This window comes from Vibrio sp. V08_P9A1T1 (assembly GCF_963874405.1).
Taxonomy (GTDB): domain Bacteria; phylum Pseudomonadota; class Gammaproteobacteria; order Enterobacterales; family Vibrionaceae; genus Vibrio; species Vibrio anguillarum.
This window is the reverse complement of record NZ_CAWNIB010000015.1, coordinates 1-11607: the sequence shown is the minus strand read 5'-3', so window position 1 is coordinate 11607 and position 11607 is coordinate 1. Positions and strand designations below refer to the sequence as shown.

The following is an 11607-nucleotide window of genomic DNA, read 5'->3' as shown; positions in this document are numbered from 1 at the left end:
GATATTCCAACGGCGATGAACACAGCTCATGCTGGGTGCGCGTCTCACAAGGTTGGGCTGGCAGCCAATATGGCATGATAGCCATTCCGCGCATTGGTCATGAAGTCATCGTCTCGTTTCTTAACGGCGACCCAGACCAACCGATAGTGACAGGCCGTACCTATCATGCGACCAATAAAGCGCCGTACACACTGCCGGATAACAAAACCAAAACCGTGCTGCGCAGTGAAACGCACCAAGGAGAAGGGTTTAACGAGCTGAGCTTTGAAGACCAAGCGGCGCAAGAGAAAATCTACCTACACGCGCAAAAAGACTTAGATGCCTTGGTGCTCAATGACGCCACGGCGTACATCAAGCACGACCAGCACCTCACGGTGGATAACGACCAGTTTACGCACGTTAAACATAACCACCACCTCACGGTGGAGGGCGAAAGCCGCGAATCGGTTAAGGGTAGCTGTATATTAATGGTCGATGGTTCTTTACACGTAAAATCAGGGCAAGTTTGGACTAATGAAAGTGGAGATGAAATCCACATCAAAGCTGGACAAAAAGTGGTGATCGAAGCAGGGTCAGAAATTACCGTGACAGCCGGTGGCAGTTTTGTCAAAGTTGATCCTGCTGGTGTCCATCTTTCTGGGGCGGGCGTTAATTTAAACTCCGGCGGAAGTGCGGGCAGTGGCAGTGGTTTTAGTGGTGATTTACCGTTATTACCTGGTGAGCTTGAACTGCAAAAATCCCCCGCGCCACCTCAAACCATTCTTTACCAAGCGCTATTGCAAGCTGAAGAAGCACGAGTGCCAGCCGTAAAAGTATGCCCATTAGCCGGGGATGCCTAATGTTGAAATCGTGGTTTGAAGCACAGTCAGAGCATCAATATTGGTTGGTTGAACATAAACTTCACAAGCTTGCTTTAGCGCAAAATGGTGGTTTTGGATTTGAGGAAGCCGTGCCTTTATTTTATGGCTCCATGTTTGACTCAGTTATGCCGCTATCACCGTGGCTAATTCCTGTAACTGATATTGTGTTGGAGTTGCCAGAATCGCTCCTTGCTCAGGGACTAGTGTTGTCAAGCCAGGTAAGCACACAAGAAGTTTTGGGTCATCTGCGGAGCTTATTAATTGCCGCATTAGATGGCGAAGAAGTGATGTTTCGTTTTTACGATCGTGATGTGATCGTTCCCATACTACGAGCGATGGATGAAACTGAGGTGAATCACTTTTTAGGCAACATCAACCAATTGGTGGCGATTGATCACCATGAAGAAGACGCTCTCATTACCTTCAGTAATACCTCATGCAGTGAATTTGTGCTTCGCCACGGGACTTGGTGGAAGATGTTACCTCACCACCTAGCGCCTTTGTACAACATAAATGTTCATGCCAATTCCTTAGAAAGACGTTGGTGGGAGCTATTGCCGCATCTTTTACAACGCCTAGAATCACCGCAGCAGACGATATTATCAGCCTTGCAATCAGCATTAGAAAAGCAAAATAGCTATGAGGTCGCAGAGCAGCATGCGTTAGTTGCGCTCGTCACTGCAACCGATACCGCGCTTGATGATTTATCCCATCCTTTACATTTAACATCGGATGAACTGAAAGAGTTAAAGGCCATTAAGGAGAGCTGGCAATGAGAAGTACAACAGGAGTTAGCCCTTTTTGTGCGCCGTGTGAAAATCGAACGCATTGGATTGAAATTATCATCCGTGATGAGTTCAATAAGCCATTTGAAGGCATCACTGGCACTATCACTGACTCAGCAAAGCATGAATTTCCCGTCGTATTAGGTGAAGCACCTATCTTGCTTAAAACGCTTGCCCCCGGCCCGGTGACGCTCACTCTCGATGCTGAACAATGGTTAAGAGAGTCTCAGGGTAAACTGAGAACACCCAATAATGAAGCCGACCCTACTTTGGATTTTGCCAAACAATACCAAGACCATTTAGGTAATAGTGCTAGTTTTCTAAACGTAACCAGTGGCGATCTAACCGAATTGACGGCAGAACAAGCTTTACCCGTAAGGCACCAAAAAGGTCAAGCGGATGCTTGCAACTTACTGACAGATAAAAGTTATGTTCTTAAAGTGAGAGGATTTAACTTTATTACCTTACGTGTAGGTATGTTTTTTGATGGTACGGCCAATAATAGCTACAGTGCGCAGTGGGGGAAGACTCAGTTAGAGAATTACTATCAAACATGGAAAATGAAATACAACGTTGATTGCGACATTATTTCCAGAAAAACAGGGCGGCTTAAAAACGATATTCCAGCCACTCACTTATTGAGCGAGTGTTTTGATTATCCTAAAAAAGACAACTTCTTTATCTCTTTATTTAAAAATGATGAAGGCGAAGTAGAGACAGTGGCAGGCAGCGTCACTAATGAGCTGACCAATGTACAGAAGTTGTTTGAACTTTATGAGAAAAATCAATTTTCTGAAAACAGAAGTGCTTATTCAATGGCTGAATATATTACGGGAATTGGCACGGGAAATAGCACAAGCATTGCTCCGGCTGATGAATCGGAAATTTTTGGGCAGGGGGCAGGAATAGGTAAATATGGTGTGACCGCTAAAGTTAATACTTCCATAGATCAGCTTTCAACGTCAATTATGAATATTAAATCAGTCTTTGCTGATGCACAGCCGGATATCGTTGACGGTTTTAATAAGTTGCAGTTCGATGTATTCGGCTTTAGCCGTGGAGCTGCTGCTGCAAGACATTTTATTAATGTGGTGTTGGATGGCGAGCAGAGCGAGTTTGCTCAAGCGTTTAGTAAGGCGTGCCAAAAGAGCGGCATTCCCTTAGCTTACGGGTTTGATTGGAGTGAAGCAGATGAGGCTAAAGCCAGCTGTGAGATTACTTTTGCAGGCCTGTTTGATACTGTCGCTTCTGTGGTTGACCTACTCTCTTTTGATTTTTCAACTCATCATGACAATGGTGATGTGAGGTTATGGATTGATCCTCAGCGCGTTCGGCGTGCTGTTCACTTAACCGCCGATCCTAGTATTGAGTGTCGTTATAACTTTAGCCTCAACCATCTTAACTCTGTTGATTCGGTAGATCATTTTCATGAATTTGTCCTTCCTGGAGCCCATTCCGATATTGGTGGTGGTTACCATTCACGCCTGAGCTACAACAACAGTGATTATCTCTTGCCGATCTTAGAGAAAAAGTTGGTGAAGCGTGCGAGCCGCTCTTTCTCTGACCGCTGGGATAAGGATCGCGCCGAGCAATACGTGAGAAGAAAGCTGTCTGAGTATAAGCAACGTGATTTAGCCACCGGTTGGCAGGAAAGTGACTATGTAGAACCAGAAGTTGAGTTTATTGAACAAGGTAAAAAAGAGGGCGGAAGAGTGGTCGGCCGCCTTTATATACAGCGAAAGGTGGAAGGAGAGCTCTCCCGTGTATACCTTAGGTTGATGTATGGTCTAGCCGAGTATCATGGGGTACCAGTGGCCGATGCGGATGGTTTTTTGTGGCAAAACCCTGAAGAATATTTATATATAGTCAAAGATTTTACGTTTCAGCCTGTCGAGCGTTTCTCGTTTAGCCTCGAGCAATTTAGTCAACAGATTCTTGATATGGCAAAGCAAGGGCAATATACCAAGTTAGAGAGTGAATTTGATGCAAAACGTAAACAAGAGTTGATGCAGCTAAACTTATTTCATCATTCGTCGGATGATAGTTTTGCACTCAAACCGCTTTGGGACAAAAGTCAAGGCTGCTATAAGCGCGCCAGCTACCCATGCGAAGAAGGAAAGTAGAATGTATTTAAAAAGTGTATCTGTTTTGTTGATCACGGCATTGTTAAATGCCTGCTCATCGTATGCGGGGCCAATACCAGAGAAGGCATGGAGTGTTAGCGTCTCTATGCCCTCTTTTTACCCTGTTAAAGTGACTCAAGCTTATGGAGTAAATGAGGCGCAAAACTGGACATCTCCTTTGCATACCTTTTCTCAGTTTATGAGAATCAGTGATCTAAAAAATGTTCAAGGTTGGTTACCTGAATATGATGGTTTTGGGTTGCCTGTTCATAGTTTTGCTATGAATACGCAGGGTGAGCAGGTTGTAAAGATTAAATTACCACCAGATAGTCTTTACTTGTACTGGGTTTCACTTATTAACACCCAGTTTTATGTCACCAAATATACTGTATCTGAAGATGTGAAAAGTTTGATGGCACAAAAAAGTCTTTACCAAAATAGAGATGGTTCATTGGGTAATGTTTGTTATCGCACCGAATTCGTGTTTGGTTTACTGCCCAATGGGCAAGCCAAAGTTTGGTTAAGAGGTTGTGGTACGACCATCTATTTAGCTGAATTGGCACCAGATAAAGTCATGGATCGCGATAGCAATGGTTTTGGTGTGGAAACGTATAAGCAGTCTGGTTCTTCATTAGAGCGTATTCACCAACGCGCAAAAGACGCAGGTGTATCAATTGACCCGATTCCTTGGGATAAAGTGGATAAGGTGTACTCGGCTCAGGAGATTAAGCCACTCCAGAACTAGAGATTGCTTTGAATCAGAGTAGTGATCTGAACGTGTTTGATGCACTACTATAGAGGCACTGCTGACTTGAAAAGGAATGACCATGGTTACTGCTCTATATGCATCGATACTTTCAGTATTATTTTTGTGGCTAGCGATTAACGTTATTAAACAGCGTCGGGCTAACCAAGTGAGATATGCCGATGGTGGAGTACCAGCACTGCAATTAGCTCGCAGCGCGCAAGGAAATGCCGCAGAATACATTCCTATTACTTTAATCCTAATGGGGTTATTGGAGTTTAATGGTGCCAGCGTATGGTGGATCCACGGGGTAGGTATCACGTTTATCGTTGGCCGAATTTTACATGCCAGAGCGATTTTAAGTGACCAACTTAAAGGGCGGATTCGTGGTATGAAGCTAACGTTCAGTGCGATGGTTGTCTTGATCGTGCTGAATATTATTTACCTTCCTTTTGGCCAAGTATTGGGTTAAGAATGCTATTCATTCACGGCAGGGTGAAGTTTATCTTGATAAGTGGCCAATTCTCGGCGCAAGCCTTTAAATGTGGTAAAGGCACTGTCAGTGGACAGTTTGTTCACTAACCAGTTAGGTAGTGCACCTCCTGGATTAGCGAAGGCAATATAATCGATGTGAGTCATACCATTAGTCAGTTTTTGCAGCGTCCAATGTGCGTTGACTTGAGTGATACGGATGTATCCCGGTTGTTCAGGCAAGTAATTTAGGGCATCCACTATGTCTAAACTTAAACCATTAGGTAGCATCTCAAATTTTGAATAAGTCACCATATCTCTGTTTTTAGCTGGCCATGGTGCCGAGAATTGGGTGTAAACAATATTCTCGGTATCTGAAATTTTTTGCAGCACACGGCTGTTACTCACGTTATCTATCCAGTTTGGTACATGTTCACTGTCATCTAATAGCCGCATAAAAGCGAAATAGCTAGTGGGTACGAACATTTGCGCCCGTATTTGGACTAAGCCATCGCTATGGTGGCGCGAGTAGATCGTAATGCCGTCTTCTGATTTTACCTGTAACCAATCGACCGAAGTCGCTGCCAAACTAGCAACATTGCTAAATAGTAGGCTTAAACCAACTATCCATTTCATCATGGTTCTTTCCTCATTGATGTTGTAGCACGTGGCCTTATTTTTGTCGTGTTGGTTACAAAAAGTGGGTTTAAGAACTGCACTAGCATAAAAACATAAATATATTATGTATACGTTTTGTTTTATTAGTTTTTGTTATGTTTCTTAAAAGTTTGCTCAATGTTCAGGTACGGCAATGAAATCTTTAAGATGGTATGAGGTTTGGCTCTGTCTCATCCTATCATGGATTTCTATTCCCGCATGGGCAGCGCCATCCTCAATACACAATAGTCATATTATTCGTATTAGTGCTGGTGAATGGCCGCCGTTTATTGGTCAACACCTTGAAAATAATGGTTTTGTTGCTGAGATCATCCGTAAAGTATTTAAGGATGCTGGCTACGAAGTTGAGTTTCATTTTTTCCCATGGGCGAGAGCATACGCCGAAGCCAAAGCTGGACGTTATGATGCAACTGCTATTTGGATGTTTAACCAAGAGCGAACGGTAGATTTTTATTATAGTGAAGCGGTGAGCGATGAACGCTTCGTGTTTTTTCACCATAAAGAAACCGACTTTCACTGGGAAAGTCTCTATGATCTTAAGGGGTTACATTTAGGAGGTGGCATTGCCTACAGCTATGGTGCCGAGTTAGACAGATTGTTAGAAACGCAGCAAATAAAAATGTCTCGAGTCAATGATCCAAAACAGAACTTCGAACGGCTGGCGAAAAAGCGGATTGATCTCATGCCAGAAGAAATTCATATCGGTTATTACACTCTGGATAAATACTTACCGCAATGGCGAGAAATGATCACGCACCATCCCAAACCTTTTCTCATCAATAATAACTATCTGTTGTTCCCTAAAATGGGTGAACGAAGTGAGCAACTGTTGACGCTATTTAATCATGGACTGAAAGAAAGTGATGTCTCCATGATGGAATGATTCGCTTTTTTTGAATGGCCCTTCCTTCTTACCCTTCCGCAGTGAATTAAAAGGCGGTTAAATTAAGTTCAGAGACGCGAGCAGGAAGATGCCTAGTGTACAAGTAAACAGTGAAAATACGGTCGTCAATGCAATGATGTTGGCCGCTAAGGTTGCATTTCCTCCCATCGCTCTTGCCATAACATAACTGGCCGCAGCGGTAGGGGATGCACTCATCAAAAAGACTAGCCCGAGATCTAACCCGCGAAAGCCAAAAAGTAACGCACCCGATGTGATCAATATCGGGGCGAGAATCAGCTTATGGGCAGTGGCAAACCAAGCCGGTGCTTTGTCGCTTCTGAGTGAACCTATATTGAGTGAGCCGCCAGTACACAGTAGTGCTAATGGTAGTGTCATATTGGCAAAATATTGGCCAGCATCAGTAACCATTTTCGGGATTGGAAGGGATAAGGAATAGCATAAAACACCGAGCAGAATACCAATAATCAGTGGGTTTTTGGTGAGTGTTTTGGCAATCACTCCAGCGGCTTTGAGCCCTGAACTCTCCCCTTTTGGCGTGAGTGTTATCACCGCTTGAATATTATAAAGGATAGTGGTTGCGGCAACGTACATCGCCGCTAATGCTAACCCAGGTTCGCCATAAGTATTTGCGACATAAGCCAAAGCGATAATAGCGGTATTCGCACGAAACCCGCCTTGGATGATCACGCCGTGATCCAGATGTTGTGGGAACGCTTTTTTGGTGAAAAAAGTCGTGAAAAGAAAAAATAGGAAATTAGCGAGTAGTCCATAGCCAATCAGTGCTGCACTGGAAGAAAAATCGTGCTGTGATTTGACGATGCTAAGAAATAGCATGGCTGGTAAGGTGACTTGGAATACGATGCGTGACGCGACATCGATGAAATTATCGTTGATAACCCCCGTTCGCTTTAGTACAACGCCCAGTACTAACATCAAACAGATAGGCCCTGTAATTGAGGCCGAAAACAAAAGTTGTTCGATAATCGTTGTCATATCAATCCATTGAAGTTGCTCATAGCGTTGCTATTCTTCCACAGTTCCTCATTTTGCAAAATCAAATTTGCAAAAAAGAACGAACGTGCTAAAAATAGCATGGTATGAATTGAGAGTCGGCATAATATGAGCAAAGGTAGAGTTACAAGAGAAAATGTACTGAACAAAGCGTTCGAATTAGCCAGTGAAAACGGTTTGGAAAGTCTCACTATCGGTGAGTTGGCAAAACAGTGCGGTTTATCAAAAAGTGGTTTGTTTGCGCATTTTAATGCTAAAGAAAATTTGCAAATTGCAGTATTAGAGCATGCCCATTCTGTGTTTACTGAGCGTGTTATTACGCCGGCTCGCCTGATTGGCGACGAGAATATCGAAGCTAAATTGCGAGTGCTGTTAGAGCACTGGTTAGGTTGGAATCATTCATTCCAAGGCAGTTGTATGTTTTTAGATGCGTGGAAAGATGCCGCAACTTGTGATTGTGCAATTCAAAAAGTACTTAAAAAAACCATCGCGACTTGGATTCATTACTTGCAAATTCAAATTAAAAAAGGGGTTGACAGCGCACAGTTTCATCCGAAATTGGATGTAAAGCAGGCTGCTTATGAGTTGTATGGACTCTATTTAAGTGCTCATTTGTTCTACTCGATCTACGGCCAAATGGAAAGTTATCAACATTTTTGGAAAGGCGTGGACGATTTAATGTCTCGATGGCGAAATATAGTGAAGCAGCAATGTTAGCTAATTCTCGCTTTTCACAGCGAGAAGAACGAATCTGCAACAGCGAAAATGCACCTTTATTTAACAAAATAAAATGCTTAGCAAAATAAAATTTTTAATTAGAAATAGTACGAACGTTCTATTTTATCGAGAGGAAGGGCAACTCAGTGAGTGAAAAAATCTATTTCAGCACCTCAAACACATTCAGTGTGAAACGTACATTGGTCAATATGAGCACTCGTCTTCATCACACGCTCGCACCGTCACATGCCAAAAAAGTTGCACGAAATGTATTGTTGACTCCGGCAAGAAGTAAGCCTCAAAACCAGCCGCCAATTGGCCTGAAAACTGGCCGTGTAATGTGCGTCGAAGGGGCTCTGACGACTTATCAACTCGGAAGTGGTCCCATTTGGTTATTGACCCATGGTTGGTCTGGCACGGCAAGTCAGTTTTATCCACTGATGGAGCATATTGCGGCACGTGGTTATACGGCATTAGCTTATGATCACCCAGCACATGGCCAAAGCGAGGGCGTGTATGGTCACATTCCTGCGTTTGTTGGAGGGTTGGAAGCGATACTCGATAGTATTGACAATGTTGCTGGTATCGTTGGACACAGTATGGGGACGGCCGCCGCATTAGAGTGCCGACATCATAAAATTGAGCATTGTCCAATGCTATTGGTCGCGCCCGTGCTGGATTATTTGGATAACTTATTCAGCAGTGTGGCAAGGTCTGGCTATTCGATGCGCTTATTTGAGGCCGTTGTTGCGGAAGTTGCCGATCAATATCGTTATCCCATTCAATCTATCGATCCTTACCATAAGCTTGCTCAGCGTCAATCTCGCAGCGTCATTGTTCACGATGAGAATGATAAGTTCACCAAATATTCTGTGTCAAAGCAAGCGGCAGAAGAAATCGAGAAAGTGTCACTTATTACCACCCAAAACCAAGGACATGGACGTGTGATGAAAGGTGAACAAGTTAAGTCCGGATTTAATTTGTTGGCAGGAATACCATGCTAAGGTGTTCGTTTTAAGTTAATTTGAAGCCGTAATTGGATGGGCGTAATTTAACCAATAGTTTTCCATTTATTTCAAAGTGTTAAATTGTTAACCATAGTCTTGATAAGGTTAACAATTTCGCAATAATTATTATCTCCTTGTTTGAATATGTGTGATCATATTGTTGCCAGTAGGCCCTCATAAGGAAAAATAATAATGAATAGAAACGATAGTGTCCCTTTACCCTCCAACACCCGAGAATGGTTTTTTAACCGCAACAGCCTTATCATCCTAGCCGATATTGTCCTGTTTTTTGTCCTGTACAATGCCTTGCCTGTTGATTCTAATGTCGCTTTGGGCATTAGTATGCTGGCATTTATTGCTGTGCTGTGGTTAACGGAAGCTTTACATGTCACGGTCACTGCCATTCTTGTGCCTATCATGGCCATCGTTTTTGGTGTTTTTAACACCCAAACGGCGCTCAATAACTTTGCTAACTCGATTATCTTCCTATTTTTAGGTGGATTCGCATTGGCTGCTGCTATGCATCGGCAGGGGCTGGATAAAGTTATTGCCGATAAAGTTCTTATCATGGCGCGCGGGAAAATGAGCGTTGCGGTATTCATGTTGTTTGGTGTGACTGCCGCGCTTTCAATGTGGATCAGTAACACCGCCACCGCTGCGATGATGCTACCGCTTGTGCTTGGAGTGCTCAGCAAAGTGGATAAAGACCGTGGTCATTCGACCTATGTTTTTGTGCTGTTAGGTATTGCTTACAGCGCCAGCATTGGTGGTATTGCAACCATCGTAGGAAGCCCTCCTAACGCGATTGCCGCGGCTGAGGTTGGTCTTTCATTTACAGATTGGATGAAATTTGGTGCTCCAACGGCGGCGATTATGCTGCCCATTGCGATTACTATTTTATATTTCGCATTAAAACCGGATCTTAATGGAGAGTTCGAGCTCAATTATGAACCTGTTACTTGGGATAAAGGTAAAGTCGTCACGCTTGGTATTTTCGCATTAACGGTTTTTTGTTGGATATTTAGCAAACCAGTCAATGCCATGCTGGGTGGTTTTGCGAGCTTTGATACTCTGGTTGCGCTGGGTGCGATTGTTTTGGTCAATTTTGCCCGAGTGGTGCACTGGAAAGATGTAGAAAAAACGGCAGATTGGGGGGTATTACTGCTGTTTGGTGGCGGTATTTGCTTGAGCAACGTACTTAAGCAAACGGGAACCAGCGTTTTCCTAGCCAATGAACTAAGTGCCCTGATCTCTCATTTAGGTCTGTTCTTTATTGTATTCGTGATTGCTGTTTTCGTGGTGTTCCTAACGGAATTCGCGAGTAATACAGCCAGTGCAGCGCTGCTTATTCCGGTGTTTGCCAGTGTTGCTGAAGCCTTTGGTATCTCACCCGTGATTCTATCTGTATTGATTGCTATTGCGGCTTCTTGTGCATTTATGTTGCCCGTTGCGACGCCACCCAATGCGATAGTGTTTGCCTCTGGACACATTAAGCAAAGTGAGATGATGCGAGTGGGTATGATGTTAAATATTGCTTGTATTGGCTTGCTGACCATGATTGCGATGTTGTTCTGGTAAGCTAAGCACAAACTACTTCAATACTAATGAGCTCTCAATTCAGAGAGCTCATATTGAGATGTTATTACTGTTGGTTAACGAATTCTTTAAAGCGTGCTTTCGTTTTCTCATCAGCCTTGTTGTACCAAAAATGCAGCATTTCTTCGGCGGCGTTTTGTACATTTCCTGACTGAGCTAGTTCATTTTGCAGCATAGCAACATCTGTCATTCCAATAGCTGCAATACCCCCTGCGCGATTATAGTCATTTGCTTCACGGATATAGTCACGGCCTACTTGATACCCTTCTTTAAGAAGGCGATCTTGCTTTATCTCTAGTGTTTGGCCTGCTTGGTCAATCAGTGACCATTGCATTGTTTTAATCTCTTTCTCTGCTCGATGTGCATCACGGTATTCAGGCATGGCAAAATTCAGTTTTGCATCCTTTGCGGTGAATGTGGCAATGACTGCATCGCTTTCGATAATCACGCGATCATTCCCTTGCGTAAAATAAGGCGCGTATTTGAAGACGATTTGTTGTTCACCATCGGCCAGCTCAAGGCTTTTCGCTGAGGAAAATAGGCTGCCAGAAGTTTCGGGCTTCTGACCATTCACCGCTAATAAGTTAATGGTGTCTGGAATTTCAAGAGTGATATTAGCCAATACAGAGGCACTAAAGATCATGGTTAATGTACATAAAGCCGGTTTAATTAGGTTCATTATTTTATCCTTGCAAGCAATAGAGTAGAGG

At 43.5% G+C, this 11607-nt stretch carries 12 protein-coding genes; 9 read left to right on the top strand and 3 right to left on the bottom strand.

The window, feature by feature from the left end; genetic code table 11:
* The 5 genes from AACT21_RS00910 to AACT21_RS00890 all read left to right on the top strand — a co-directional run.
* A partial coding sequence (locus tag AACT21_RS00910) for a type VI secretion system Vgr family protein (protein ID WP_141195225.1) occupies positions 1-839 on the top strand: 839 nt, incomplete at its 5' end.
* Complete coding sequence (locus AACT21_RS00905) at positions 815-1636, top strand: DUF4123 domain-containing protein (protein WP_445285930.1); 822 nt, start codon at positions 815-817, stop codon at positions 1634-1636. The genes AACT21_RS00910 and AACT21_RS00905, both read left to right, overlap by 25 nt.
* Entirely contained in the window at positions 1633-3768 is a 2136-nt protein-coding gene (locus AACT21_RS00900; protein ID WP_094163137.1) for a phospholipase effector Tle1 domain-containing protein, read from the top strand. The genes AACT21_RS00905 and AACT21_RS00900 overlap by 4 nt, the downstream gene beginning before the upstream one ends.
* A gap of 1 nt (position 3769) precedes the next feature.
* Positions 3770-4513 (top strand): DUF2931 family protein, encoded by a 744-nt coding sequence (locus tag AACT21_RS00895; protein WP_094163136.1) that lies wholly within the window; start codon positions 3770-3772, stop codon positions 4511-4513.
* A gap of 76 nt (positions 4514-4589) precedes the next feature.
* Positions 4590-4985 carry an MAPEG family protein gene (locus tag AACT21_RS00890; protein ID WP_094144507.1) on the top strand — a complete coding sequence of 132 codons (396 nt, stop codon included), beginning with the start codon at positions 4590-4592 and terminating at the stop codon, positions 4983-4985.
* A 5-nt stretch (positions 4986-4990) separates the two neighbouring features.
* On the opposite strand, the gene AACT21_RS00885 is transcribed toward AACT21_RS00890, so the two are convergent.
* Positions 4991-5620, bottom strand: a complete 630-nt coding sequence (locus tag AACT21_RS00885) for an START domain-containing protein (RefSeq protein WP_026028159.1) — start codon at positions 5618-5620, stop codon at positions 4991-4993.
* 175 nt (positions 5621-5795) lie between these two features.
* On the opposite strand from AACT21_RS00885, the gene AACT21_RS00880 reads away from it, so the two are divergent.
* On the top strand, positions 5796-6545 hold the full coding sequence (locus AACT21_RS00880; RefSeq protein WP_047688815.1) for a substrate-binding periplasmic protein: 750 nt from the start codon (positions 5796-5798) through the stop codon (positions 6543-6545).
* 57 nt (positions 6546-6602) lie between these two features.
* Here AACT21_RS00880 and AACT21_RS00875 read toward each other — a convergent pair whose 3' ends face one another.
* Complete coding sequence (locus tag AACT21_RS00875; RefSeq protein ID WP_013868314.1) at positions 6603-7559, bottom strand: AEC family transporter; 957 nt, start codon at positions 7557-7559, stop codon at positions 6603-6605.
* Between the two features lie 126 nt (positions 7560-7685).
* Here AACT21_RS00875 and AACT21_RS00870 point away from each other — a divergent pair, with 126 nt between their 5' ends.
* The 3 genes from AACT21_RS00870 (at position 7686) to AACT21_RS00860 (ending at position 10879) form a co-directional block, all read left to right on the top strand.
* On the top strand, positions 7686-8294 hold the full coding sequence (locus AACT21_RS00870; RefSeq protein WP_094163135.1) for a TetR/AcrR family transcriptional regulator: 609 nt from the start codon (positions 7686-7688) through the stop codon (positions 8292-8294).
* A 146-nt stretch (positions 8295-8440) separates the two neighbouring features.
* Positions 8441-9298 (top strand): alpha/beta fold hydrolase, encoded by an 858-nt coding sequence (locus AACT21_RS00865; protein WP_094163134.1) that lies wholly within the window; start codon positions 8441-8443, stop codon positions 9296-9298.
* 195 nt (positions 9299-9493) lie between these two features.
* Positions 9494-10879 (top strand): SLC13 family permease, encoded by a 1386-nt coding sequence (locus tag AACT21_RS00860; protein ID WP_017043564.1) that lies wholly within the window; start codon positions 9494-9496, stop codon positions 10877-10879.
* Positions 10880-10943: 64 nt separating this feature from the next.
* Here the strand turns inward: AACT21_RS00860 and AACT21_RS00855 are convergent, their stop codons facing one another.
* On the bottom strand, positions 10944-11567 hold the full coding sequence (locus AACT21_RS00855; RefSeq protein ID WP_026027524.1) for a DUF2057 family protein: 624 nt from the start codon (positions 11565-11567) through the stop codon (positions 10944-10946).
* Positions 11568-11607: the final 40 nt, after the last annotated feature.

Bases quoted from the DNA above. Each gene is read 5' to 3' on its own strand.
- AACT21_RS00860 (WP_017043564.1), top strand. From the start codon at position 9,494: ATGAATAGAAACGATAGTGTCCCTTTACCCTCCAACACCCGAGAATGG.
- AACT21_RS00905 (WP_445285930.1), top strand. From the start codon at position 815: ATGCCCATTAGCCGGGGATGCCTAATGTTGAAATCGTGGTTTGAAGCA.
- AACT21_RS00890 (WP_094144507.1), top strand. From the start codon at position 4,590: ATGACCATGGTTACTGCTCTATATGCATCGATACTTTCAGTATTATTT.
- AACT21_RS00895 (WP_094163136.1), top strand. From the start codon at position 3,770: ATGTATTTAAAAAGTGTATCTGTTTTGTTGATCACGGCATTGTTAAAT.
- AACT21_RS00885 (WP_026028159.1), bottom strand. From the start codon at position 5,620: ATGAAATGGATAGTTGGTTTAAGCCTACTATTTAGCAATGTTGCTAGT.
- AACT21_RS00875 (WP_013868314.1), bottom strand. From the start codon at position 7,559: ATGACAACGATTATCGAACAACTTTTGTTTTCGGCCTCAATTACAGGG.
- AACT21_RS00880 (WP_047688815.1), top strand. From the start codon at position 5,796: ATGAAATCTTTAAGATGGTATGAGGTTTGGCTCTGTCTCATCCTATCA.
- AACT21_RS00870 (WP_094163135.1), top strand. From the start codon at position 7,686: ATGAGCAAAGGTAGAGTTACAAGAGAAAATGTACTGAACAAAGCGTTC.
- AACT21_RS00900 (WP_094163137.1), top strand. From the start codon at position 1,633: ATGAGAAGTACAACAGGAGTTAGCCCTTTTTGTGCGCCGTGTGAAAAT.